The 25,308-nt window shown below is 45.3% G+C and carries 20 protein-coding genes, 1 tRNA gene and 1 pseudogene; 6 read left to right on the forward strand and 16 right to left on the reverse strand.

What is annotated here, in order from left to right:
* The first annotated feature begins 242 nt into the window (after window positions 1-242).
* From ACVBIO_RS10415 to ACVBIO_RS10425, 3 genes are all read left to right on the forward strand, one after another.
* A complete protein-coding gene (locus ACVBIO_RS10415) occupies window positions 243-1,283 on the forward strand; it encodes an outer membrane beta-barrel protein (protein WP_447160823.1) in 1,041 nt (346 codons plus the stop codon).
* 303 nt (window positions 1,284-1,586) lie between these two features.
* A complete protein-coding gene (locus ACVBIO_RS10420; protein ID WP_447172538.1) occupies window positions 1,587-2,519 on the forward strand; it encodes a LysR family transcriptional regulator in 933 nt (310 codons plus the stop codon).
* The gene (locus ACVBIO_RS10425) at window positions 2,516-3,454 is read left to right on the forward strand and encodes a LysR substrate-binding domain-containing protein (RefSeq protein ID WP_447172539.1); all 939 of its coding nucleotides are present in this window, start codon (window positions 2,516-2,518) and stop codon (window positions 3,452-3,454) included. The genes ACVBIO_RS10420 and ACVBIO_RS10425 overlap by 4 nt, the downstream gene beginning before the upstream one ends.
* A 27-nt stretch (window positions 3,455-3,481) precedes the next feature.
* On the opposite strand, the gene ACVBIO_RS10430 is transcribed toward ACVBIO_RS10425, so the two are convergent.
* Window positions 3,482-4,366 carry a radical SAM protein gene (locus ACVBIO_RS10430; RefSeq protein ID WP_447172540.1) on the reverse strand — a complete coding sequence of 295 codons (885 nt, stop codon included), beginning with the start codon at window positions 4,364-4,366 and terminating at the stop codon, window positions 3,482-3,484.
* Between the two features lie 177 nt (window positions 4,367-4,543).
* On the opposite strand from ACVBIO_RS10430, the gene ACVBIO_RS10435 reads away from it, so the two are divergent.
* A complete protein-coding gene (locus tag ACVBIO_RS10435) occupies window positions 4,544-4,789 on the forward strand; it encodes a hypothetical protein (RefSeq protein ID WP_447172541.1) in 246 nt (81 codons plus the stop codon).
* A 59-nt stretch (window positions 4,790-4,848) separates the two neighbouring features.
* Here the strand turns inward: ACVBIO_RS10435 and ACVBIO_RS10440 are convergent, their stop codons facing one another.
* Both ACVBIO_RS10440 and ACVBIO_RS10445 read right to left on the reverse strand, forming a co-directional pair.
* Window positions 4,849-5,307: a GNAT family N-acetyltransferase gene (locus ACVBIO_RS10440; RefSeq protein WP_447160818.1), complete on the reverse strand. Its 459-nt coding sequence runs from the start codon at window positions 5,305-5,307 to the stop codon at window positions 4,849-4,851.
* 139 nt (window positions 5,308-5,446) lie between these two features.
* Window positions 5,447-7,282, reverse strand: a complete 1,836-nt coding sequence (locus ACVBIO_RS10445) for a multiheme c-type cytochrome (protein WP_447172542.1) — start codon at window positions 7,280-7,282, stop codon at window positions 5,447-5,449.
* A 794-nt stretch (window positions 7,283-8,076) separates the two neighbouring features.
* Between ACVBIO_RS10445 and ACVBIO_RS10450 the strand changes: the two genes are divergently transcribed.
* Entirely contained in the window at window positions 8,077-8,805 is a 729-nt protein-coding gene (locus tag ACVBIO_RS10450) for a YebC/PmpR family DNA-binding transcriptional regulator (RefSeq protein WP_447160816.1), read from the forward strand.
* A gap of 124 nt (window positions 8,806-8,929) precedes the next feature.
* Here the strand turns inward: ACVBIO_RS10450 and yedF are convergent, their stop codons facing one another.
* From yedF to fdhD, 3 genes are all read right to left on the reverse strand, one after another.
* Entirely contained in the window at window positions 8,930-9,166 is a 237-nt protein-coding gene (gene yedF, locus ACVBIO_RS10455) for a sulfurtransferase-like selenium metabolism protein YedF (protein ID WP_447160815.1), read from the reverse strand.
* A 148-nt stretch (window positions 9,167-9,314) separates the two neighbouring features.
* Window positions 9,315-10,580, reverse strand: a complete 1,266-nt coding sequence (gene yedE / locus ACVBIO_RS10460; protein ID WP_447172543.1) for a selenium metabolism membrane protein YedE/FdhT — start codon at window positions 10,578-10,580, stop codon at window positions 9,315-9,317.
* A 200-nt stretch (window positions 10,581-10,780) separates the two neighbouring features.
* A complete protein-coding gene (gene fdhD / locus ACVBIO_RS10465) occupies window positions 10,781-11,644 on the reverse strand; it encodes a formate dehydrogenase accessory sulfurtransferase FdhD (RefSeq protein ID WP_447163865.1) in 864 nt (287 codons plus the stop codon).
* 286 nt (window positions 11,645-11,930) lie between these two features.
* Between fdhD and ACVBIO_RS10470 the strand changes: the two genes are divergently transcribed.
* A tRNA-Sec gene (locus ACVBIO_RS10470) sits at window positions 11,931-12,025 on the forward strand.
* Here ACVBIO_RS10470 and selB read toward each other — a convergent pair.
* The 10 genes and pseudogenes from selB to zntR all read right to left on the reverse strand — a co-directional run bounded on the left by selB (window position 12,003) and on the right by zntR (window position 24,962).
* A complete protein-coding gene (gene selB, locus ACVBIO_RS10475; RefSeq protein ID WP_447172544.1) occupies window positions 12,003-13,919 on the reverse strand; it encodes a selenocysteine-specific translation elongation factor in 1,917 nt (638 codons plus the stop codon). The two genes, ACVBIO_RS10470 and selB, sit on opposite strands and share 23 nt — an antisense overlap.
* Complete coding sequence (gene selA / locus ACVBIO_RS10480) at window positions 13,916-15,400, reverse strand: L-seryl-tRNA(Sec) selenium transferase (RefSeq protein ID WP_447172545.1); 1,485 nt, start codon at window positions 15,398-15,400, stop codon at window positions 13,916-13,918. Before selA ends, selB begins: the two co-directional genes overlap by 4 nt.
* 130 nt (window positions 15,401-15,530) lie before the next feature.
* The gene (fdhE, locus tag ACVBIO_RS10485; RefSeq protein ID WP_447172546.1) at window positions 15,531-16,544 is read right to left on the reverse strand and encodes a formate dehydrogenase accessory protein FdhE; all 1,014 of its coding nucleotides are present in this window, start codon (window positions 16,542-16,544) and stop codon (window positions 15,531-15,533) included.
* Between the two features lie 2 nt (window positions 16,545-16,546).
* Window positions 16,547-17,191 carry a formate dehydrogenase subunit gamma gene (locus ACVBIO_RS10490; RefSeq protein ID WP_447163861.1) on the reverse strand — a complete coding sequence of 215 codons (645 nt, stop codon included), beginning with the start codon at window positions 17,189-17,191 and terminating at the stop codon, window positions 16,547-16,549.
* Between the two features lie 5 nt (window positions 17,192-17,196).
* The gene (gene fdxH / locus ACVBIO_RS10495; RefSeq protein ID WP_447172547.1) at window positions 17,197-18,099 is read right to left on the reverse strand and encodes a formate dehydrogenase subunit beta; all 903 of its coding nucleotides are present in this window, start codon (window positions 18,097-18,099) and stop codon (window positions 17,197-17,199) included.
* Between the two features lie 2 nt (window positions 18,100-18,101).
* Window positions 18,102-21,119, reverse strand: a pseudogene (gene fdnG / locus ACVBIO_RS10500) (formate dehydrogenase-N subunit alpha).
* A gap of 755 nt (window positions 21,120-21,874) precedes the next feature.
* Window positions 21,875-22,249 carry a thiol-disulfide oxidoreductase DCC family protein gene (locus tag ACVBIO_RS10505; RefSeq protein WP_447160806.1) on the reverse strand — a complete coding sequence of 125 codons (375 nt, stop codon included), beginning with the start codon at window positions 22,247-22,249 and terminating at the stop codon, window positions 21,875-21,877.
* Between the two features lie 90 nt (window positions 22,250-22,339).
* A complete protein-coding gene (locus tag ACVBIO_RS10510; protein ID WP_447160805.1) occupies window positions 22,340-22,996 on the reverse strand; it encodes a thiol:disulfide interchange protein DsbA/DsbL in 657 nt (218 codons plus the stop codon).
* A gap of 155 nt (window positions 22,997-23,151) precedes the next feature.
* A complete protein-coding gene (locus ACVBIO_RS10515; RefSeq protein WP_447172548.1) occupies window positions 23,152-24,456 on the reverse strand; it encodes an SO_0444 family Cu/Zn efflux transporter in 1,305 nt (434 codons plus the stop codon).
* Between the two features lie 29 nt (window positions 24,457-24,485).
* Window positions 24,486-24,962, reverse strand: a complete 477-nt coding sequence (zntR, locus tag ACVBIO_RS10520) for a Zn(2+)-responsive transcriptional regulator (RefSeq protein ID WP_447160803.1) — start codon at window positions 24,960-24,962, stop codon at window positions 24,486-24,488.
* Between the last annotated feature and the right edge of the window lie 346 nt (window positions 24,963-25,308).

The raw sequence follows: 25,308 nt of genomic DNA on the forward strand, positions 1-25,308 counted from the left end.
CTTCAGCATAGCGGCTCCCCCTGAGCCGCTATGTATTGGTATTTTTCATCATCTAATCTACTTATAACAAAAGCCAGCCACAAACCATTTTTAGGCTATTAAGAGTCATATCAGCCACAAGTCATAAGTAAAACAAATAATCGTTATTCGTTTTGCTGTATCGCTCTGATTTAACGAATACTGCAGAATGCCGCCATTGAAAGATGCACAGATAAAGTATATTAAAATTCAATGGAGACAATATGATGAACAAAACAGTGCTCGCATTAGCATTATTAAGTACATGCGGATATGCCAACGCGGCAGACGTGGATAATACTTGGTACATTGGCGCTGGCGCAGGCCAAAGCAACTATGAGTCAGTAGACGCGATAAGCCATCTAGGCGACGACAGCGACTTAGCCTGGAATGCCCTAGTCGGTTATCAACTAAACAAATACCTGGCCTTTGAAGCTGGCTGGCAAGATCTGGGGACTGATGATGACACTCACCAATGGGGTGGTTTAGACGGTAGCCAATCGATAGATGTTGATGGCTTTACTTTAGGCCTTGTTGGTACATTGCCACTGTCTGAAAAATGGTTCTTAACCGGTGAAGCGGGTGCTTTCCAGTATCATTTATCTCACCAAATAAACGCTAACCAATACGTTAGCGCAACCGATACGGCTCCTTACTTTGGCGCTGGCGTGGGCTATAACATCACAGACTCATTGGCGATTTCAGCTAAATACCGTCGTTTCGCTAACATTGATGAAACGGCATGGAACACGGCAAACATGGATGCGCAAACTGTTGGCCTACAGTTAACTTACCGCTTTGGTGTTAAGCCTGCTGCAACAACCGCAGCGATCTTACCCGCTGTTATCGAAAAGCAAACTAAGCCAATGCCTAGACCTGAGCCAGTACCAGCACCTGAATATGAAGTCGTCACAGAACAAAGCAGTGTCGCGGTGCTATTTGGTTTCGACTCAGCAGAACTCAATAGCGAAGCGAAGGCAAAATTGGATGACGTGATCCAGCTTTCTAAGCAAACCGTTCAAGATGTTATTTTACTCAATGGCCAATCTGATAACCAAGGTAATAGCCAATACAATCTTAAGCTGTCAGAAAAGCGTGTACAGCAGGTAGAAGCATACTTAACTTCTCACGGTGTTGATGTAGAGCGTATTGATACTGATGCCATCGGTGATCAAGATGCCCATGCTGATTCACGTAAAGGTCGTGCATTAGAGCGCCGCGTTATTGTAACGTTAACCAGCCAAGAAACCGTTATTGTCTCTTAAGTCATCCGTTAGAAATCGTATCATTAATATGGACCCGACTGAGCAAGGACTGCGACATGGTACTCAAGGATCCCTTTAGGCTGATAAGGCGAAGGGGCGTAAGGCTCACGTTAACCAAGGCGGTTAATGTGCATGCTTACCAAGGACACTACTGGACAAATTACGCTTATTTAAGGGTAAACATGGACAGACATGAGCCAAGGATGGCTTTGATGGTCTCCAAATTGATTCATGTCATCATCGCCTATTCAAGCTGAGATTTATCATTTATAGTCAGATTGTTAATAGGGACTAGGTAACATAATGCTTACTCAGCTTAATCTTGAACGTCTTAAAAATTGCGACCTCAATTTATTACTTGCCCTTGCTGTCTTGCTAAAAGAGGCTCATGTTTCTAATGCCGCTAAACATCTAGGCCTTTCCCAGTCAGCGATGAGTCAAATACTCAAACGCTTACGATTAATGTTTGCCGACCCATTACTGCTAAAGAGCAACAATGGCATGACACTAACCAACAAAGCGCAAGCCATTGCTTTGGAGTTAACCCCCTTACTAGACAAAACAGCTCGATTATTAGAAGCCGAACATTTCAACCCCAAAACGGCTCAAGGGCGCATCCGATTCATTATGAACGATATTACCGCCCAGCTGATTATTGCGCCATTAATTGAGCTCATGAGTGAACAGGCTCCCGGTATTGAACTAGAATATATTTCTCAAAATGCCAACGGATTTCAACTACTCAGACGTGGGCAAGCTGATGTCGTTATTGGCTTTTACGATAATGTCTCCACTCCAATTGTTAGCACTGCAATAGGTCGAGCACCTTGGCAAATGGTCACCCACAAAACGACCAATCAGAAAAACCTTCACTCAGACAAAGATGCAATTAAGCTATTACGCTATCAATTTCAAGAGCATAACCAATTACACTCCATTGAAGCGCTAGAGGACCTAAATGCACTCGATGCCGCTTATACCTTAACGACAAATTCATTAAGTGCCCTGCTTTATGCCCTACAAACAAATAATACCGTCACCTTACTGCCGCATTTTGCTATGAGAATTTTGCCTGAAGATGAGACTAAAAATTTCGACTGGTTAGGTTCACCGATTAATCTTGAGCTAAAAGTCTGCTGGGATCGCCATCAAAGAGCCCCTGAATTACAACAATGGTTTAGACGTCAGATCATCGCACTATGCCATAAACATCTACTTGTAGAAAAAGCCTTATGAACCCAACAGATTTAAAAATTATTCAGCAATGCGACTTAAACTTATTACTCAGTTTAGCCATTTTGATTGAAGAGCAAAGCGTCTCTAAAAGTGCTGAAAGGCTAGATATATCTCAGCCAGCGATGAGTCAAAATTTAAAAAAACTTCGCGCCGTTTTTGATGACCCACTATTTGTAAAACAGGGACAAGGCATTAAGGCTACCAGTAAAGCATTACGCCTCTATAGTTCACTCACAGAATGGCTGCAACTGAGTGAGCGGCTCATCTCTCAGAGCGCGTTCGATCCAATGAAAAGTCATGGGGTGATCCGTATTGCGTTTATGGACGACCTCACCCAGACAATGATCCCGATACTGCTAGATAAAATACTCATGTCAGCGCCTAATGTAGAGCTCGAATTTGTCCATAAACCCAAGGATGTTTTTTCCTTGCTAGAGTCCGGTGAGATTGATATCGCAGCAGCGGGCACAGATACGCCTCCAGCCAATATCCATGGGCGCCATATCAGTAGTGATAATTACTGTGCCGCCTATAGTCGACATCATCCTTTAGCTAAAATTAAGCAACCGACATTAGCGCAAATTTTTGCATATGATACCGCCGAGTATTCAGCTTCAAACTCAGTTGAAGCTGAGATAACTCAACTGGCATTACATAACCAGTTGCAGCGTAAAATCACCCTTATTAGTGGCTCGTTTCAAGTATTGCTACAAGGCTTGCTAGCAGGAAAACATGTCGGTTTTGTATCGCAGCGAACGCTGGCATCAGAAAAGTGGCAATCGAGATTAGAAGCGGTAGTGCTTAAAGAGCTGCCTCAACTAGACAGCACCCTTTACTGGCATGCCAGAGTTCACAAAGACCCGTTAATCCAGTGGTTTAAAGACCAGTGCTTAGATGTCGCGAACACATTAAAACAGCAAAGCAACATAAACTAGGTTGGCAATACCAAGAGTATTAAATCCTTACAGCCCTCTTTGCCACTCTTGCCGTAACTGAATTCGCTCAGGAGTATTCATTGCGGCCGCAACTTGCTCCACCAATGCCTCTTTATCTTTGCCCAGCACACCTTTTAACACCAGGTAATTAGAAGCATGGTCTGACCGAAATACGGTCTTCTCTAGCTCAAGATGGCTCAATAGCGTATGCATCTCCTCAAACAATTGAGACTGGTTGGGTAACCGAAACTCGCCATCAAAAGCCGCGTCCATCCTCTGTGTGCCTAAAGGCAATGTCACCACTAAGGTCGACAGATATTCTGGTTGTGCTGCGTTCATCAACTTGGCCGAATTCTCGGCGTGCTGCCTTGATAATTCAACACCACCTAAGCCATTTAAAATCATCACTGACGCTTTGATCCCCGCGGCTTTAATTTTCTGTAATGCCGCTAAGGAAGATGCAAAGGTTTCACCTTTATTGATCCTAGCCAGCACTTCATCATCACCACTCTCGCAGCCAATATAAAGCAAACTTAACCCAAGCTCTCTTAACCGTTGCAACTGTTCAGGGGTCTTATTATTGATATTACGAGGCAAACAGTAGCTGCTTATTCGAGTCACATTCGGGAGATATTGTTTTATCAACAAACAGATGCTTTCGAGGCGTGCGAAGGGCAGCGTCATCGCATCACCATCGGCTAAGAAAACCCGAGAGATATGTGCTGATGAGTTAGCTACGGCAATAAGATCTTGCTCTATCTTGTCAGCCTTTTGCGCCCTAAAACGCTTCTGCGGCTCAGTGTACATATCGCAAAAACTACATTGATTCCAACTACAGCCATTGGTCACCTGTAAGATCAGCGACTTCCATTCTGATGGTGGACGAAATACAGGTTCAATATAGCTAAGCACTGCTAACTCCTTAATACGTTTGTTGTATAGATTTAAAAAGTTGACCAATTTTCACTAAAAAAAACAACTATTTTCTGAATAACCCCATGCCTAACTGCTTAAAAAACGGTTATATTAGACAGCCGTTGTATAATTAATATCTAGTGATATAAACACGCTAACTTATAGAGAGATATTATGCTAATTGCATTACATTCTAAAGAAAAGCGAGGGACTGCACTTGCTCATGATACTCATTGGGATACCATGAGCGCAGAGCAAAAGATTGCTCTGTATGATCTACATAAATTTGGCTTCAGGTTACTTTTTGTCCGTCATCTGTCTGCTGGGCCACTCGCGTTTATTATGCAAAACAAAACGCTTGCAGTGATCAATAAAAATGGTGATGTCGACTACAAGCCAGAAGTAACGCTAAGAGCTTAAACCTGCTGCTCAATGATCAATAAAAAAGCGCACCTATGTGCGCTTTTCTGCATTTGAAATTAGTGTTTAAGCGTTAACAACATATCCAAATGTGGGATCCCATCTTCTAAATACATCTCAGAGACCGGCTCAAAACCTAAGTGTTGGTAAAAGCCTTTTAAGTGCTCTTGGCCGCCAAGCTGAATATTATGCTCAGGCCACTTCTTGCTCGAAATCGCAATCGCTTTTTGCATCAATGTATGCGCAATACCACCACCACGAGCAGCCTCAGCCACAATCACTCGACCAATACTCGCATCTGGATAACTCACGCCAGGCGCGAGCACTCGAGCATAGGCTTGAATAATGCCTTGCTCATTAACTCCTAAAAGATGCTGAGTCTGACTCAGGCGATCTTTATTATCGAGTTCAGGATAAGGGCAGTTTTGCTCTACCACAAATACGTCAACTCTGAGTTTTAACAAATCATACAATTCATTCAATGAAAGCTCAGAAAAAGATAAAGATTTCCAAAGCATAGGAAGCACTCCTAAACAACGCAATAGAGCAGCAGTCTAGCACTTCATCAGGATAAAAACAGAAATTAAAAAGGGCTCTGTATAAGAGCCCAAAAAAGATATGGGTTAGCTAATTGCAGGGAGCGCTAACCCTTACTTTTTATTCTTTGCGGTCAAATACGTGGTATTTTTCAATACCGTATGAACGACCTTCAGCATGGCAAGTTGCACAAGACTCTGACGTACCTTGGCTGTACCAGTCACCCTTAGTATCTACCGGAATATTGATTTCACCACCATTTGCCTTCATATGGTTCAGCGCCTGATCACTATCATGACAAGCATAGCAATTTGCCGTTACTGGACTTGATGCGACACCGGAAGTACCGCCGTTGAACGCTTTAGACAACATGTACTGGTTTGGCACCGCGTTAAGATCAATCCCCTCGGCATGACACGCCACACAGTTTTCAGCATTTAGCTTAGTGGCTGAGTTTGGCTCACCCGTTATCGCAGAGCTACCTTCGCCCCAATGCATACTGTGGACCATAGGACCAAAGCCTGGTGCTGAATTCTTAGAGCTACGGTCTTGACCATTGTTATGACACGCCACACAACCTAAGCCACCGTCGGCATAGCTGCCGTTTTTATGGTAGTTAGTTTCGTTGTTATGACAAGTGCTACAGCTATCAATCGTAACGCTATGGCGACGCTCATATAACGTACCCGACATCATGTCAGAATAACCATGAAGTGTGACGCCATCATAACTAGCATCTGAGCCAAAGTTAAAGGTGATACGTGAGCTGGCCATTAATTCAGGGAATGTTGCATCCAAGCTAGCAAAACAGATCGACGCAGTCCCGTTAGCATCGTACGTTGTAGTGCTCGTTCTCGCTGCGCGGCCAACAATTGATGCATTATCATAGCCGTGTAAATAAGCCCCTAAATAAGAGACAGTGCCATCAGCCTGCAACGTTTCTAGATTTAGCTGTTCTTCACCTTTAAATAAAGCGATATCAGTACAATAGCCACCATCAGCAGCCATATAAGGCGCTGAAACTGTTGCAGCATGCTCATCACGTACCAGAGCTTTTTCCGCAACTTTCTTATGGAATAAACGCACATCATCAGACTCACTAAAGCCACTATACGTCATCGCAACGGCCGCCGTGCCGACACCAGCAGCATCGTGACAGTCGGTACAAGTACTCATGCTATTAACCTTAGTTATAGGCTCAGCATGACAGGTATAACAATTGGCTGGTTCGAAATCTTTTTCAAATTTCTGGTGATTGATATGACCAATCTTTTGCATTGAGTTACGCGCATAACCACCGTCATCACGCACCACATTGCCGTGGCACACCATACAACCCGCGACTAAGTCAGTTTCACCGTCAGTGTTAATTGCGGTGTAGCTTGGATGCTTTAAGTTAGATGCGGCGTAATCGACGTGACAACCATGACAGGTTGCCGTTGATGTGGTGTGTAGGCCTTCTGACTTATCAACCACGATATAATTTGACTTAGCAATATTCTCACCGCCACCAACAGCGATACGAATGATGCCTTCTGTACCAGCGTTGACTGCTGGCATAGGCGCTAAAAACTCATAACGGCCATCTTCAGTCATGGTCAAGCTCGCACCTTCGGTAGCCTCATTAGCGCTGCCACCTACGATTGTCCCCTCAAAATCGGGGCGACTCCGTGCGATGCCTTTATCGGTCAAAGCCGCCACTTCAGCGCTCACTTTTTCAAGCCCACTTACCAGTAAGCCTTCTTCGTTGGTCACTTCAAACTCAAAGCGTACAGCGCCCTCTTCAAGCGTATAGCCAAGCATTGCAACATTAGTGGCTTCAGTAACCTCGACAACCGGTGGTAGAGGACTGGTGCCATCTTCACCATCATTACCGTCTTTACCATCGCTACAGGCAGCTAGACCGAAAGCGGTGGCAACGATTAACGCCACACTGCATTTATTAAATTTTTTCATCATCACTCCATAATTTTTATTAAGTCGTGATCTTTTACTCCCCCGCAAATACCTTATTAGTAGTAACAGCTTATTTTTGTGACTAATTTCTCAACAACCTATTTATTACGAGGTAGAGTTCACATAAATAAACACACATAAATAATACGCTAATTATTTAATGTTCAATTAATTACACCACAACAAGCACTTAAAAACAAAACACAGTTAAAACAATAACTAACAAATCAAAATCGGTATAAAACTTGATGAAAAAATAACAGGCAGAAGTAATGGATTTAATAATTAATTAATCGAGTGGCATACTGTAAAGCAACGTTCAAATAATAATGATAAACATTTAAAATAATAGATTGTCAGTTTAAGTTAAATAACCGATTAACATCGCGCAATACAAACGCAATTAAAATAAAAATACAATGCAAGCACAATACAAAAACTTAAACACAACCCTGACAACAGCTGTAATCGAAGCCTCACATTAACTGGGCATATTTACCGGCATCAATAACACTCAAAAGGGAGGGGGACAGTGAGAAAAAAATGAACAGACCGCATACTAGCCATGTTCATAAAGTAACGTATAAACGCACTTACCGCCCCACGAATGAGTGCCCGAAAGAACAAAGCAAACAACAGGAAACACTAGGCCGGTGGTCTTTAGTACTCTTAGTTACTGCTATTAAACAAAATTAATCGCTGCGTTTAGCATTTTTAAAGGCCTGCGGCTGATTTATTTCGATAAAGCTGCTAACATTGCTGGCAATTTTTTAAGCTTAGTGAGAAAGATCAAGATGGGCAGAGCATACCAAAACAAGAAAGAATCCATGGCGAAAACCGCTGGGCAAAAAACCAGAATCTATTCTCGATACGGGAAAGAGCTGTACGTTTGCGCCAAGAATGGTGGTTTCGATCCTGACGGCAACCTTGCGCTTCGCACCATGATTGCCAAAGCAAAGAAAGACCAAGTACCTGCACACGTTATTGAGCGTGCTATTGAAAAAGCCCGTGGCGGCGGTGGTGAAGATTATGAAACTGCACGCTATGAAGGTTTTGGTCCTGGCGGTTGCATGGTTATTGCCGACTGCTTAACTGATAACGTTAAGCGTACTTTCACTGAAGTTCGCCAAGCATTCGTTAAAAATGATGCTAAGCTCGGCGGCCCTGGTACTGTTGGTCATATGTTCGATCATCAAGCGGTATTCGTATTCGCCGGTGATGACGAAGATGCCATCCTTGAAATGCTAATGATGGCTGACGTTGATGTATCTGACGTAGAGTTAGAAGATGGCATGATCAGCGTATACGCGCCGCATACAGAATTCTTCAAAGTGAAAACAGCATTAGCTGCTGAGCTACCAGAAGACACTGACTATGTTATGGAAGAAATTACTTTCTTACCACAGACAATGACTGCTATTACTGATGCAGAAGAGATTGAGCAGTTCGAAAAGTTCCTTGCTGCCCTTGAAGATTGTGATGACGTACAGAACGTCTACCACAATGCAGAATTACCGAACTAGTTCAGGTTAGCTAAATACGCTTCAATGCTCACTCGCTAATGATGATTGACATAAAATAAGCAAAAGAAAAGGCACTCTATGAGTGCCTTTTTTATTGCCAGAATCAACGCTGACTGCTTACTTCTTACTTCTTAAGCAAAAAGCGTAACATCACGCCTTGCTGGCTGATATCTAACACTTCATAGCCGTGGTTCTTGGCGTCGTTAGGAATATTGTTGATTGACTGCGAGCAGTCGGTAATCACTTCTAACACTTCACCCGACTTGAGTGACGCCATAGCTTCAAGAGTAGCAACGGCTGGGTAAGGACAAGGCTCACCATAAATTTCTAAATTGTAATCAGGTACGATAGATGCTGGCATAATATGCTCCTCAGCAAAGGGGCGGCTCAAGTCAGCTTGCGCCGCATATAAAGTAAATCAATTCATTCCTTGAGAGTTGATAGCTAATAGTTACTCGCTCTCAATAACGACAGGTAACTGCTGCCCTACCAACTCCTATCAAGGCTTGTTAGCTTTGAATCGTTGGTGCTACTGGCACTGCTGCTACTGGCGCAGAGGCTAGCTCTGCAAGCTTTGCTGCAACGGCTTGTTGCTGACGCTTTTGCTTTTTAAAGAAGTGTTGTTCCCACATTAAAATCAGCACAAACGACAAGCCCAAAAGCAAGTAAGTCACACCTAAGCCACCTAATGGACCAAATACATCGAGCAGGTTCACTTTATCCCAACTCGTTGCTAACGGAGCCGCTAAGCTATCCCAGTAATAAGCCAGAATCGTTGCGCCAATAATATTACCAATACCGACCCACCAAAAGTGCACTTGGCCTTCAAGTGCTCGGTACATCCAACCGGTTTCACAACCGCCCGCGATCACAATACCAATACCAAACAGCAAGCCACCAATGACCGCATTCGGGCCGGCCCATAATGTTTTAGGTGTCATGCCTAGCTGCACGTAGCTATAGATGCCAATAACACTCACCGCCATGCCTAAAATAATCGCCTTAGCCATATGAGTACGACCGGTGATCCACATGTCTCTAAATGCTGAGGTAAAGCAGATCTGCGCACGCTCAATCAATAGACCAAACATCATGCCCATAAACATGGCAATACTAAGCTTAGTCGAGCTTTGCATCACATAAAGCGACAAGCCAATCATGGCCGCAAATACCAGCCAACCTAGGCGAAAACGGTTTTGTACTTGATTCGGATTTGGCTTAGCAATTTTCTTCAAACTGCCCGACTTTAGCCTGGCGGTTGATCGGAAAAACGGTAGCAAAGTGATCTTAGCGCCAATATAGGTGCCCGCAGCAGCCGCAAAAGCAAAGATCCAGGCATGCAAAGTAAACTGCGGAATACCCGTAAAGAAGGCAGCCAAATTACAGCCCATCGCCAAACGCGCACCAAAGCCTGCGATCATACCGCCCACTAATGCCTGCGCAATACGCTTTTTAGAGCTAGGCATACGCAGCTTTAGGTTATTTGCCCACAGCACCGCAGCCATACAACCGCCAAACATACCAATAATCATCACACCGCCAACGCGATCAAGTGGTGTGCCTTGTAAGCCGATGATTTGAAAGTATTGCCATGACTCTGGCTCAGCACCAAACCACTGCAATATATGCCCACCCCAGCGAGTAAACTCACCGGTAACCGCCCAAAGTGAGCCTGTTAGGCCAAAAAAGTAAGTCGACAATATACCCGCTGCAATAACGGCGGCAAAAGGCGACCAGAATTTAATAAAAAACTGATTTTTAAACGTTAACCACATATTTAAAATTTACCAACTAACATGAAGATGAAATAAAACACTTAATTTAAGCACTTGATCCAAAAGCTTAAATTAAGCACTTAAAATCAGCCTTAAATCCTTTATCTAACTAATAAAACCAAGTTATTAATTAAGCAACTAAATTTAAGGCTAAAATTTGAAACACGCACTGAACACTAAACGCTGAGTAAAAAGCTTAACTAGATCACAGCTAAGTTATTATTTTCAACATTACTTAGTGTTTTATCACATAAATACAACCTTTCAGGATGGGTATATATTGTCACTCTATTTTCACGACAAAACCCAACCAAAGTAATATTCGATCTGTTTGCGATATCAATCGCTAACGAAGTTGCTGAAGAAATTGCAAATATAATACTAATATTTGCAATAGCTGCTTTTTGCACCATTTCAAAACTGGCTCGACTGGTTAATAACAACGCCGAATGACGAGTCAGAGGATCACAGCTGATATGACCGATTAATTTATCTAGCGCGACATGACGCCCCACATCTTCGAAGCAGCACATAATATCACCTTCTGCCGACAAGGTGGCAGCAGCATGTGTGGCACCGGTCAAATTAAATGCATTTTGATGCTTATGCAGATTAGATAATGCCAATTTTAAGCTGTTTAGGTTGAATTTTTCAGTGCCTGTGACTTTTACGGTCGGTTTCACCGTTTGTTCTATCTGCTCGACACCGCAAAGGCCGCACCCTGTGCGGCCGGCAAGACTGCGGCGATGCTGTTTTAACTGCATAAAGCAGCGCTGAGAAACCTCAATATGCACCAACACCCCAGTGGCAATGGCTTCAATCTCAATCGAACGGATATCACGTACGCTTTCAATAATTGATTCTGACAAGCTAAAGCCAATGGCGAACTCTTTTAATGCCGTTGGACAGGCCATCATTACGACATGAGAAATACCATTATAAATCAGCGCGACTCTGACCTCTTTCGCTACCGTTTCGATTAATGACTGCTCTCTATCATTACGAAAACATGTTACTGCTGTCTGCTCGGTAATATTATTTAAGCCACACACAAGTTCCGTCATATATCTGTTCCATTTCTTCTGCTAAATAATGTCCCATCTAGCGATCTGAATATCGATAAATGGATAGAGGTAAATAGGACTCACACTTAGTCAATATATAAGTCGATTAATATCGTTTAAAATTTATAGCCCCACCGTCACAGCACTCTATGTGCCTGGTAAATAATGTCCCACTCATCATGTTAAATATCGATAAATGCAATGTAGACTCACAATTAATAAAGTTAGCCTGCCACTGATATTGTCTAGCTAAAAACAATTACTTATTATTCTCCGCAAGTGATACGGAAGAACGTCGTTTCCGGTGAAACGTCTGGATTTCAAATCCAGGTGGGGCTGCCAGCAGTCCCGGGTAGGTTCAACTCCTATGTTCTTCCGCCAAATCACTTGCGATAAAAATACTGCTATCGCGTATCACTCTCGAATTATCTTTCTTCTTGCGCCACGTTAATCCACTACGGTCATAAAACTCTAAAAGCTGAATACTGGCTTTGCGGCCTAATTTGATAATCGAATTGAAATCGGCAGTTTTTAGCTCACCAGCCATATCGATCTGTTTGCGGATCACATCGGCATAGAAATACAGACTTTCGGTGAGCATAAAGCGGTCTTTAATAATCGCCGACAGATACCCTAACTGGATGAGCTTACGGCACAGCGTGCGAACGACAGTCAGCTCAAGATTTAACGCTTGAGCTAAGTCTGATGACCATAACGGGCTGTTGGCACTAAGCAGTTGCTGCTTTATCTGCGACCACAGCTGCTGATCAGCATCCGACAGTGCTAGGTTATGCCGTGGCAGATGCAATAAGCCGCGCGTGCTTTGTAGTTGCTTTTGTTCTCTGAGGCTATCGGTTAGTTTCAACAATACAGGCAGTGGATATTGGTTATGAGTCATGCGCTGTAGGCGATTAATACTCAAACCTAATAGCTCAGGCGATTGCTGATGATAATTAGCGATAAGTGCCAGTAGTTGCGCTTCAATCTGCTGAAGCAATCCGCTCGATAACAGATAACCACCGAGACTAATCACCTGCTCATCAGCCAAACAAGGTGTTTGTTCAGTCAACTGATTCGCCCACATAAAAGCGGACTTTGCTACGCAGTGGTGGTTTATTTGCACCTGCAAACTCGCCGTTAGCGAGCCGCACAGCTTAAGGCTTTCTAAATAAGCTAAACGCTCAACGCTACGCTTGGCAAGGGTTGGCGGGTTAATATCTAACACCCGCAGCGCACCTAAGGTGGTTTTAGCGGCGCTGTCGCGCACTATAATGCGATCTTGCTCGACACAACCTAGTGGCTGCTCACATTGCAGCTCAACCAAGGCACTGCCGTCTGCCAGGTTTTGCAGTAAGCCTAAGCGCGCGGTAGTGTGGCGATTACCAAGATGCACTTGCACGCTTTGCCAGTGCTTAAATGGCAAGCAAGACTCAAATACGCCACAAATCACTTTTGGCGCTTCATTAGCAGCAACACTAGGTGCTAACGCGGTAAGCCAGTCGCCGCGCTCTGCGCCGCGGTGTTGATCTACGCCGGTAAGGTTCAGTGCTACTCGCTGACAATGCTGCGCGCTATCGCTCACCAGCCCTTGGCTATGTAAGGTTCTCACTTTTACCGGCTTTCGCTGGCCAGATAAATACAGGCTTTGCCCCTGGCTAACTTGGCCACTAATCACAGTACCGGTGACCACAAGACCTGCACCTTTTACGCTAAAGGCTCTGTCGATTGCCATACGAAAACAGGCTTGCTCTCGAGTCTGTTTTAGCTTTGCCATTTGTATTTCAGCAAGCTGGGTAATCGCATCGCTTAAATCACTAATACCAAAGCCAGTTTGCGCCGATACTACATAGATATCACTTTGTCTTTGATGTGTTGCCAGTAGCTCACTGACCTCAAGCTTGACCATCTCGGCCCGTTCACTATCAACTTTATCCTGCTTGGTGAGTACCACGATTAAGTGTTCAAGATTAAGCAGTTGTAAAATGGCTAAATGCTCGTGAGTTTGTGGCATCACCCCATCATCACAAGCGATGATCAGCAGCGCATGCTTAGCGCAGCTCACTCCGGCGAGCATGGTATTGATAAACTTGCTGTGGCCCGGCACATCAACAAACGCCAGGCGCTCACCACCTGCGAGATCCATAAAGGCATAACCCAGTTCGATAGTCATGCCGCGCTGTTTTTCTTCTGGTAAGCGGTCGGCATCAGTGCCAGTTAGCGCTTGAATGAGGCTAGTTTTGCCGTGATCCACATGACCTGCAGTAACAATAATCATGACGCTGTCTCCACGCTAGCTGCAGACGTTTGACTAGGCTCTTGCGCTGCGGCGAGCTCTCGCTCACCGACGATCTTTTGCTCAAAGCTGAGTAGGCTTGTTGTCAGGACGTCAATAAGCTGGCTGTCACTATCAGTGCCACGCAAATCTAGCCACAATTGATTGGCCGTAATACGACCGATAATAGGGGTACTTGTGGCTTTAAATAGCTTATCCAGTTGCAACACACTTAGTGTGCTGTATTTTTTTGCTGTCGCAGGATTAACAGAGAAACACAGTGCGATGGACTCCAGTAGAACGTCTGGCTGCGAACCGCTGCCCACTTGGGTTTGGCAAGATTTGATTGTCACATCAAACAAGCTGATATTGACGTTACCAGCTAACTGCTGCTGAAGCTTTTGTGCAAGCCGTTCAAGTTCAACCAAAGGACGAGACAGTTTTCTAAAGATAGGTAACTGGGTATCTAGCGCTTCGGGATTGCGGTACTGCATCAAGGTCGCCTCGAGTGCAGCCAAGGTCATTTTATCGCAGCGCAGTGCACGCTTTAATGGATGCGCTTGCAGCTTAGCGATTAGCTCTACGTCGCCAACGACTAAGCCAGCTTGCGGGCCACCCAGCAGCTTATCGCCAGAAAAACTCACTAGATTGACGCCATCTTTTAGCATCTGCTGCGGCATTGGCTCTTTTGATAAACCAAAGCGCGATAGATCTGTCAGTGCGCCGCTGCCAAGATCGGAAATTAATGCGATGCCGCGTTCTTTACACAGTGCAGCTAATTCAGCTTCTTCGGTAACTTTAGTAAAACCACTAATATGATAATTACTGGTGTGCACCTTCATAATTGCCGCGGTGTTTTCAGTAATCGCGGCGGCGTAATCTTTAAGATGAGTGCGGTTCGTGCAGCCCACTTCCACCAGCTTGCAACCCGCCTGCGTCATAATATCAGGGATACGAAACGCGCCGCCAATTTCCACCAGCTCACCGCGCGATACAATCACCTCTTTACCGGCGGCGGTCGCGGCCAACATCAATAAAACCGCGGCAGCGTTGTTATTAACGATACAGCAACTGTCTGCGCCCGTTAGCTCATGGATAAGTGCTGATATTGCGCTGTCACGATGGCCGCGCTTACCTTGGCCCATATCAAATTCAAGTGGCACCGGGCTGCGCATCACTTGGGTGACCGCGTTAATCGCTGCTTCACACATCTGCGAGCGGCCAAGGTTAGTGTGCAATATGGTGCCAGTTAGGTTAATCACAGGGGTCATGCTTTGGCGCTGCGCGCGAGTAATACGACAAACGAGCTCTTCGGCAATCAGGCTTACGTCCAAACACCAGCTTGGCAAGCTTTGCTGCAGTGCAATTTGCTGCCGCGCATCTTTAAGCATTTGTGCCAGCAAGGACTTAATCCAGGGTTTGCCCTGCTGATCGATAAAACCTATCACTTGAGGTATCAGTAGCAAGCTGTCCATTGCGGGCAAACAACGGTATAGGGCTTATAGCTTGAGTCATAGGTCTTCGTCTGATTGTCTGTTTATAGAAATGAGTTAATTGAACTAGCCAAATAAAAGAGCCGCACCGAAATGCGGCTCTTGATTGGCTTATGTGGTACTAGTGGATGTCGCCAACCTTTTGCTGTTGATGTGGCTGAGGCTCTTCATCAAGCAGAGGCTTTTCACTTGGCTGAAGCTCTTTATCAAGCTGAGGCTCTTGCTCATGAGCCAGCAGCAACGGGTTTACCGTGGTTACACTGTATCCTTGCTCAACCAAGTGGCTATCCATCACTAAGGTCGCCAAGTCGTCGGCTGCTACTTCTAATCTTGGGTTGATGTCAGTAAAGAACATCTTGGTATAACCCTTACAGGTGTCGCAGCTTTCTACCCGAATAGCGGCATTAGTTTCGGTTTCAGCCCACAAGAACACGCCCTTGCTTTCGCCGCATGCAGTGCACTCGGCGCGCACTTCATGCCACTGTGTTTCACACAAGCTACAATGTAAGTAGCGAAGGCCAACACGCGGCTCTTCCTTGATAACGCTCCCCACAGGGTGGCTGCCACACACTGGGCATAAGCGTTTATGTGCCTCTGCCTCATCAGCCAAAGCCTGTGCAACATCAACCGCCCAATGTGACCAGTACACTGACAGCGCCGCCCAGATAAATAGGCTGTACTGTGCAGGGACTTGTGCAAAGTGTCCGCCAAGCATCGACTCGGCGTAACCTTGCAATACCTCCCCTTCAGCCTTAGCGAGTTCCTTTAGCACCCCATGTAACTCAGTACTGACTTTGGGCATTAGCTCACTAATTAGCTCCAGCAATACCGACTGCCAATAATTTCCCCACTCAAAGTGCTGCTGCGCCATCGGTTGGCTTTGGCTGAGATCTAGCGTTGGCTTAGGACCAAAGCAGCTACTTGCCGCATCACCGTAAAGTGCCGCTACCTTTTGCTGTGCCTCAACTAACTGCTCGAGTAAGCCAAAGTATTCTGTTAATCCAGATCCTTCAGCTAGCTCTGCAAGTCGCTTGGCTCTAAATTGATAAACGGCCTGTGGATCTGCTGCGATCACGGTTTTAATATCCAGTGACTGTCCAGGGATCTTGTCAGCGTCGAGTATTGCTGTGCTCATAATTAGTGTTTTTCCTGCTTATTAGTCTTTAATTCAGGATCGTTTAGCATGTTAGGGTGATGCTTCTTGCACCAAGCCCGCGACACATAGCCGTACAACATGCCAGCAACTGATCCTTCCACCCACGTCGCCATCCAAAAATGCACAATCACAAAGATCAACATGATCAGTGCAGATACTGCATGAATCAAAATGGCCCACTCAATGGCGCTTGATTCAAAATAAGGGGCAAAGTAAGGCTGCCACATCATGATGCCGGTAATCGTCAATGCGATTGAGGTCACCACAAAGGTACGAAACAGCACTTTTTGACCCGGGTTGTAATGGCCGATAGCGGGGATCTTGTCCTCGTTTTCGAACATCACATCCTTGATGGCTAACATCCATTTCAGGTCATTCTTTTCCCACTTGTTATGATGGTAATAGCGAACTAGCATCACCATTAACGGCAGACACATCATCAAGCCGGCAATGGGGTGAACAAAGCGCGCCATTTGCGGCGTACCTGCAATCGACCCCAACCATTGAAATGATGGGAAGAAGAAAGCAAAGCCGGTTAGGAATGTCACCAAACCTGTTGCAACCACAAACCAGTGACAGATGCGGTCGAACAACTTATGACGCAAAATCATATTCTGCTTATGCATGAGCGTTACTCCTTATCTGACTTATCTGAGTGAGTGTGGTCAAACTGTGCGGGCTCGTCCTCTTCAACGAGGTTACGGCCCACAGTGATACGGTGAAGGCAGGCCACTGCCACGGTCGCGATGATCCCCGCCGCACCCAATGGCTTAACCACGTCTTGCCATAACTTAACTGGCACACTCGTTTTTGGATCGGCTGGTAGGCCGTAATTCTGCGGTTGATTGATATCATGCAGAATCATCATCATGCCTGTACCACCCACACCTTCTGGGTTATATAAGCCGGCATTAACGAAGCCGCGCTTATGCAGTTCTTTAATCCGCAAATCAGCAATAAATAGCATGTCTTCACGGGTACCGTATTTCAGCGCGCCAGTGATACAAGACTTCACACAGGCAGGCTCTTGGCCCACTTGTAGACGGTCTGAACACATGGTGCACTTGTAGGCTTTTTGATCCACTGGGTCGAGTCTTGGTACATCGAACGGACAAGCCACTACGCAGTAACCACAACCGATACACTTATCAGAATCAAAATCGACAATGCCGTTAGCATGCTGAACAATGGCACCTTTAGTTGAACAAGCCGTTAAACATGCGGGGTCATCACAGTGCATACAGGCGCTATGAGTGAAGTTCCAACGTAGCTTATTGTCCTGTTCAATTTCGTTATACTTCATCAGTGTCCAACACTCTGAAGACAAGTCCATTGGGTTCTGGTAAGAACCTTGGAAGCTACCCACAGGTGCTCTAAGGTCGTTCCATTCAGAACACGAAACCTGACACGCTTTACAACCGTTACACTTAGTGGCGTCGAATAACTTTGCCACTTTGCTTAACTTACGTCGTACCTGCGCTGCAGGGGTGAGCTCTGATGTACCAGAGCTTAAAATAATATCTTGAGCAGACATGATTAAACTCCCTCAGCCTTAGCTATATCCACAAGGAATGCTTTAAATTCAGGCACCTGTGTATTCGCATCGCCCACTTCAGTGGTCAGTACATTACAGCTATAACTTCGGCGCGTAAGACCGTTATGACCGCCATGACGCGGTAAGCCAACCGTATGTACCATCTGGCCGTGAACCTTAAGTGGTTGTAGACGCTTAGTGACTAACGCTTTAGTTAACAAACTGCCACGCTTAGAGCTCACCTTGACCCAATCACCATTAGCAATGCCTTTCTTCTCTGCAAGAATTTCATCGAGTTCAACGAAAGTTTCAGGCATAGAGATAGCCGCTAAACGACAGTGGATCGTCCAAAAGTTAAAGTGTTCTGTTAATGAGTACGTGGTGCACACATAAGGGAACTCCGTATGCGAACCTAAAGTCTCGGCCACGCCCGGCAGCATCCGCACCGCAGGGTTGCTGATCACATTCGGGTGCAATGGGTTAGTACCGATAGGCGACTCCATTGGCTCGTAATGCTCAGGGAATGGTCCTTCGGCTAATAATTTTAACGCGAAGAAACGCCCCACCCCTTCTGGCTGCATAATAAATGGATGCGCCGACTCTTTTGGCGGTAACTTCATGTTGAAGTCGCCTTGGTCGATGCCATGCCATTTACCATTAGTCCACTCAACGATGACGCGCTTTGGATCCCAAGGCTTACCATCAACGTCACACGATGCGCGGTTATAAAGCACACGACGGTTTGACGGCCACGAGAACGCCCAGCCCGGCGTAATCCCTTTACCAGAGGTATCTGAGTTGTCACGGCGCGCCATCATGTTGCCGGCTTCAGTCCAGCAACCTGAGTAGATCCAGCAGCCACAAGCCGTACTACCGTCATCTTTTAACTGGCTAAAGCTATCGAGCTGTTTGCCTGTTTTAAGGTCGATACCGTTAAGCTCTTTGGCCACTTCTTCGCCATGTGGGAAGTGTGGATTATGGTAACCCCAGTTAACGGCTTCAATCGGCTCAGGCAGTACACCGCCTTCAGCTTTATAAAGCTCACGTAGCTTCATTAAAATGCCAGATAAAATCTCGGCATCTGGCTTAGATTCGCCTGGTGGGTTTGCGCCCTTCCAATGCCACTGCATCCAGCGACCGGAGTTCACGATACAACCTTCTTCTTCAGCAAAGAGTGTTGTCGGTAGACGGAACACTTCAGTTTGAATGTCGCTTGGCTGCACGTCGTTGAACTCACCTGCTTTTTGCCAGAATACCGAAGTCTCAGTCGCTAACGGATCCATCACCACCATGTACTTAAGCTTGCATAATGCCGCTAAGGTCTTGTTACGGTTCGGCATAGAGTTAATCGCGTTAACCCCTTGAATGAAGTAACCGTTAACTTGGCCGTGGTACATCATGTCGATGTGTTTAGTAAAGTCGTACTGAATATCCCACTTAGGTAACCAGTCATAGCCAAAGCTATTGGCCGCCGTGGCGTTCTCACCCCAGAAACTCTTCATCTGCGAGATAAAGAACTTTGGATAGTTAGACCAGTAGTTAGTTTGGCCAGGACGCAGCGCCTTAGGCGTATAGTTATCTAAGTATGTCGCTAAATCTGTATCGTTATCATTTGGCAGTTTCAAGTAACCAGGTAGGTTCTGGCATAGCAGCCCCATATCGGTTGCGCCCTGCACGTTTGAGTGACCACGCAGTGCGTTAACACCACCACCCAATACGCCGATATTACCCAGTAGCAACTGCACTAATGCCATAGAACGGATGTTCTACGCGCCTTTAGTGTGATGGGTCCAGCCCAACGCATACATAAAGGTCGCCGCCTTGTCATGAACGTGCGTGCTACCAATTAAGGCACACACTTTTTCATAATCTTCAACTGGCGTGCCGGTAATATTGCTTACGGTTTCAAAGTCGTAACGGTCAATGTGATGCTTTAATAAGTTCCACACGCAACGTGGGTGCTCATATGTTTCATCGACTTTGGCATAACCATCTTCATCTAATTCGTAGTACCAAGAATCCTTGTCGTAAGTGCGACTCTTGTCATCAAAACCACTAAATAGGCCTTCATTGAATTCGAAATCTTCGCGAATAATGTAGCTAGCGTTGGTGTACGCTTTGACATACTCGTAGTTAACTTGTTTAGTCTCAATGAGGTATCGACTTAGACCTAAAAGGAATGCGATATCAGTACCACTACGAAGTGGTGCATAGCAGTCAGCTAATGCTGCACTGCGATTAAAGCGTGGATCCACAACCACCAATTTGGCGTTATTGTGTTCCATAGCTTCTGTAACCCAACCGAAACCGACAGGATGTGCTTCAGCGGCATTACCGCCCATGATCACCACGACATTAGCGTTCTTAATATCGATCCAGTGGTTGGTCATGGCACCGCGCCCAAATGTTGGAGCAAGACTTGCTACCGTTGGGGAGTGTCAGTTACGCGCAATAGTATCGATGGCCACTAGGCCAAGAGAACGAGCAAACTTGTGAGTAATAAAACCACCTTCATTTGGCTGTGCAGATGAAGTCATCATGCCGGTACTCAACCAACGGTTTACTGTGGTGCCATCGCTATTTTTTTCAATAAAGTTTTCATCGCGGTCGTCTTTCATCAAGCGCGCGATACGGCTAAATGCCTCATTCCAACTAATGCGTTTCCACTCGTTAGAGCCTGGCTCACGCACTTCAGGAAAATGGTTACGGTTAGGGCTATTTACATAGTCGACTAGACCGGCACCTTTAGGACACAATGCGCCGCGGTTAACCGGATGGTCAGCGTCGCCTTCAATGTGGAAAATCGCTTTTTCAGCGTTTTTACCGTTGCTACCATGGCTGTACATCAACAAGCCACAACCCACTGAGCAATAACAGCAGTTATTGCGGGTTTCTTTTGCTTTCATCAACTTATACTCACGAGGCGCAGCCATCGCAGTGCCGGGCATTAATCCCAGCGCTGATATTGCCGATGTGGTCGCTCCGCAGGCACACAGTTTAAAAAACTGTCGTCTGTCCATATCACCCTCACACAATTAGTATTTTCTACTCAGGCCAATAATCTCATCTCGGCGCTGTAGTTTGTTTTTTGTCATTTATCTGTCCTGCTAAGCTGCGCTTGCTTTAGCTAGCGGTAACCTAAACAGAGACTCTTTAATGCAAATTGATTATCCCCAAAGTCAGCTATACGGACAATTAATAACACACGACAAAGATCACAATAAAAAGCCAACAGAATAAAACCGATAAAAATAGAAAGAAAAAAGAATTAAATCTCACTCAAACGAAAGTGAGGAGGAGAATACGGAATAAAACACCATGCAGCCAGCAATATAAAGAAATGGACAACTTGACGCATCAAACAGAGACACTATGTCTCACCCGTAAGTAATGGTAATGATTAAATTAGGTACTTGAAAAATACATGCTTTCACACGCAATCAACCCTACAGCAAGCTTAGCGTCAAGAAATGAGGCTTTTTGGAAACATAAAGTTTAAAAATTGTTTATTTGGCCATTAATGACCACACGGGAGAACGGGACAATATGGCGCAAGAGTCATGCCCCTTTCATGAATACAGGCAAGCAAATATCTTAAAAATAGGCTGATTTGCCGTTGCAGTGTTTGAGACCCTAGATAAATAATATGAGCGAAGCACGCCTAATCGTACTTAAATTGAGTGGGTTGGCGCCCTTGCTATCGCGGTCATCGCTCAAAATGGAAGCGATTTAGCCTTGCTGTCCGCCATTGTCAGGTAATAACCAAGAGGTGAAATTAACGCAAGTTACAGGAGTTTTTTTTACCAAAGAGTCGATATCGATATTTAGCCAGCAGATTGTAACTGCCTTCGCGAATGGGTTTAGGAAAAAAGCGAAGGTACCTCAGTAATACAGCCATGCCAGTGAGCGAGTTAGCGATTTCAATCACCGCGTCACTGCGTAAATAATAGCGCCCCTGCTTAATAAGAATCACGCTGTCTAGTGCAAGGTGACTAAGTTGATACTGAGCTAACAGTGCTTGACCTTGTATTGATTGTAAAGCCACAAAATTAAAGTGTTCCTCAGGATCATGGCGCCGAACAAACTGTACTGCGCCATCACATAAATTACAGACCCCATCAAAGATAATTGTCGCCTTTACTTCAGCCATAATGTGCCTAGCAACTAAAATAAGCTGTGGCTAAGCACAACGCTGCACTGACTAGGCATCTCTCCCCCCCTCCATCATAGTGATACCTTATTAACGATTAGCTAAGCTTGCCTTTTCGAGTCCAACTAAATAACTGGCGATATCCATCACCTGCTCGGCCGAATTTGCCGACTCATTGAGAATGATATAACGGCCATTAACCAAGATAGTGGGTGTGCCTTGAATTTCTGCCGATGACATCAGCTGCATAGCATGCTTAAGCTTTGACACGATATCAGCCGAATAGAGCTTGCCGATAAACTCTTGCTCCGATAATCCATAACCATTTAAAAAATCAGCTAACTTAGCTTGCTGCTCAGCAAGGCTTTTCACTTCCCGCAGTCCAATGATTTGATTAAACAGTGCAGCATGCACCTGCTGCTTATTTTGCATCTGCTCGGCAATAAAGAAGACTTTTGCATGTAACTTCATCGCTTCATTCCACACCGCTGGCGATTGCACTAAAGTGACACCATCGGCCATACTTTCTTCCCAATCATGCAGGGGTTTTTCGAACAATTCACAGTGAGGGCAGCCATACCAAAAAAATTCGGTTACCGAGATATTATCGCTGCTTGCAGGAATAGGGGTCGCCAATTCGCGGTAGTGCACACCTTCAACATAGTGACCGTCACTATCTAGGCTTGATGGCTCTGAGCAAGCAACAAGGGTCATACTGAGCAGCAGTATGGTGAGGATTTTGTTCATGGCAGTTCCTTTTATTCATGTGGCTCATTATCTCGAAAACTGTAACCAAACTTTAGCTTATTACAACAGCTTAGTACGACCTAAAAACAAAAAGGCACTCTAATGAGTGCCTTTACCTTATCAAACAATTCCCTGCAAAGATTGTTTATAGCAATTTATGAGCAGCAGTCTCGGCGCCACCAGTTTTTAGGTAGCTTATCTAACAATACCTTAGCCATCAGTATCGCGAGTACCACACCCGAGGTATAGACGATACCAGCCGGCAATAGCTCATGCTGCTCACCAATTTGTGGCATTACCACAAAACCGAACGTCTCAACTAAATAGTTAACTAAAATACCCGACACTAAGGCGACGCCTAGGACTCCGCCCAAATAGCCATAAAGCGCACGCTTTCCTAACTCTTTTGTGACCACGCCTAAAGTAGCAATATTGGTTGCAGGGCCTGCCAACATAAACACCAACACAGCACCAGGTGAAACCCCCGCTAAGAGCAATCCTGCCGCGATAGGGGTTGAGGCCGTGGCGCAGATATACATAGGCACAGAAATAAGCACCATCACTAGCATGGCAAGAATGCCGTCGCCCCACTTTGCCATAAAGTCAGCAGGCACGTAGGTTTGCACCAGTGCCGCAAAGAACAAACCAATCAACAACCAAACCGTGGTGTCTCGAACTAGATCTGTCGCGGCGTAATGCAGACCTTTACCAATACGGCCAATAACAGAGGTGCCCTTTAATTCAGTGGCAACATCTCTGGTCGATTCACAGCAGCTCTCGACTTCAGCACTAGCCTGTTCATGGCTAGAAGTGTCCGTTTTTTTACTGCTACAACATGATGATGTAGCTTCCACTACTGGGGCTTTTTTACTTGAGCAGCACGAGCCTTTCTCAGCTTTCGCTTCAATTTTTGGCTCAGCTTTTTTGCTACTACAGCATGAAGCTACTGGCGCAACTTGCGCCTCAGCTTTTTTACTGCTGCAGCATGAGCTTACTTGCTCTGCTTTGGCACCAGTTTGTTTAGCTTCGTCACTAATATTAGCATTAGCAACAGGTTTACCATCATCGTCATCACGGCCCACCAATAAGCCTGCAACGATAGCACTAATCACCGCCGCAATAGGTCTGACTATCGCCATAAATGGACCCAGTAATACATAAGACACGGTGACTGAATCCACGCCAGTTTCAGGCGTTGATACTAAGAATGAAGTGGTTGCGGCTTTCGATGCACCGCTACGACGTAGACCAACGGCTGCGGGAATAACACCACAAGAACACAAGGGTAGAGGCGCGCCCAATACCGCTGCTTTTACCACAGTTTTAAAACCGTGGCCGCCAAGCTGCTTTTGCATCCAGGCCATAGGAACGAACATTTTCAACATGCCCGCTAGCACTAAGCCTAATAATAGCCATGGCGCAGATTCTAGAAACAACTCAATAAAGTTTTCAAATAACATAACGACTTCTCACGTGTATTCTGAGTATTTTATTTATTAGTACAGTGCTTAGTGAACCCACGTTCACCATGACTATGCTGATTATTTTCACAGCGAATGCTGTCGGTATTCGATTCTAATGCTTCGAGTATTGAGCAATGTTCAGCGCTTTCAGGGCCACCACAACAGGCTTGCGACAATCGTTGTAGCGACAATTGAAAATGGTTTAACTCGGCAATTTTCGCTTCAACATTAGCCAGTTTGTCATCCACTAATCCCTTCACATCGGCGCAAGCCCAATTGGACTTATCTAACTCAATCGAGAGCAGTTCGGTGATCTCGGCTAACGTAAACCCCACCGCTTTGGCGCGTAAAATAAAGCGTAATCGCTCAGCATCGGCTTCGGTATAGATCCGGTAACCAGAGTCGGTGCGCGATGATGGCGACAAAAGACCATGTTTTTCATAAAAACGTAAGGTATCTGTTTTGACTTCGCACAATTGTGCAAGCTCACCAATTCGATACATGCCTAGCTCCAGTTCCGTTTTAAATTTAATCTCAACATCAAAAGATAAAAAGCAAAAATAGCCCGCTTAAACCTTTTGATTTTGTCGAGTATAAACCTTGGAGTTGTATCCAAGGTCAAGACTTATTCTGCGCTTTAAAAAACACTAAAGCTTGTTCTGCTGAACGTATTGTGAAATCGCGCAGAAAAAAACACTGTCGAGTGTAAATTTACGTTAAAATATGCGCGCCGTGACGAGGGGTAAAAAATATTGAGGGACTTTTGGAAAGCAGTGTAGGCCACAAAGGCGCGAGACTGTTCTGTTTTCCGAAAGATCCTTAAAAATAACTACTGGACCCTGTACCTAC

It is taken from the genome of Shewanella sp. 0m-8, from assembly GCF_052977265.1.

Bases quoted from the DNA above. Each gene is read 5' to 3' on its own strand.
- ACVBIO_RS10490 (WP_447163861.1), bottom strand. From the start codon at position 17,191: ATGCATAAGCAGAATATGATTTTGCGTCATAAGTTGTTCGACCGCATC.
- ACVBIO_RS10435 (WP_447172541.1), top strand. From the start codon at position 4,544: ATGCTAATTGCATTACATTCTAAAGAAAAGCGAGGGACTGCACTTGCT.
- ACVBIO_RS10505 (WP_447160806.1), bottom strand. From the start codon at position 22,249: ATGGCTGAAGTAAAGGCGACAATTATCTTTGATGGGGTCTGTAATTTA.
- yedF (WP_447160815.1), bottom strand. From the start codon at position 9,166: ATGCCAGCATCTATCGTACCTGATTACAATTTAGAAATTTATGGTGAG.
- fdhE (WP_447172546.1), bottom strand. From the start codon at position 16,544: ATGAGCACAGCAATACTCGACGCTGACAAGATCCCTGGACAGTCACTG.
- ACVBIO_RS10425 (WP_447172539.1), top strand. From the start codon at position 2,516: ATGAACCCAACAGATTTAAAAATTATTCAGCAATGCGACTTAAACTTA.
- fdxH (WP_447172547.1), bottom strand. From the start codon at position 18,099: ATGTCTGCTCAAGATATTATTTTAAGCTCTGGTACATCAGAGCTCACC.
- fdhD (WP_447163865.1), bottom strand. From the start codon at position 11,644: ATGACGGAACTTGTGTGTGGCTTAAATAATATTACCGAGCAGACAGCA.
- ACVBIO_RS10450 (WP_447160816.1), top strand. From the start codon at position 8,077: ATGGGCAGAGCATACCAAAACAAGAAAGAATCCATGGCGAAAACCGCT.
- ACVBIO_RS10445 (WP_447172542.1), bottom strand. From the start codon at position 7,282: ATGAAAAAATTTAATAAATGCAGTGTGGCGTTAATCGTTGCCACCGCT.
- selB (WP_447172544.1), bottom strand. From the start codon at position 13,919: ATGATTATTGTTACTGCAGGTCATGTGGATCACGGCAAAACTAGCCTC.
- ACVBIO_RS10440 (WP_447160818.1), bottom strand. From the start codon at position 5,307: ATGCTTTGGAAATCTTTATCTTTTTCTGAGCTTTCATTGAATGAATTG.
- ACVBIO_RS10420 (WP_447172538.1), top strand. From the start codon at position 1,587: ATGCTTACTCAGCTTAATCTTGAACGTCTTAAAAATTGCGACCTCAAT.
- ACVBIO_RS10510 (WP_447160805.1), bottom strand. From the start codon at position 22,996: ATGAACAAAATCCTCACCATACTGCTGCTCAGTATGACCCTTGTTGCT.
- ACVBIO_RS10515 (WP_447172548.1), bottom strand. From the start codon at position 24,456: ATGTTATTTGAAAACTTTATTGAGTTGTTTCTAGAATCTGCGCCATGG.
- zntR (WP_447160803.1), bottom strand. From the start codon at position 24,962: ATGTATCGAATTGGTGAGCTTGCACAATTGTGCGAAGTCAAAACAGAT.
- ACVBIO_RS10415 (WP_447160823.1), top strand. From the start codon at position 243: ATGATGAACAAAACAGTGCTCGCATTAGCATTATTAAGTACATGCGGA.
- yedE (WP_447172543.1), bottom strand. From the start codon at position 10,580: ATGTGGTTAACGTTTAAAAATCAGTTTTTTATTAAATTCTGGTCGCCT.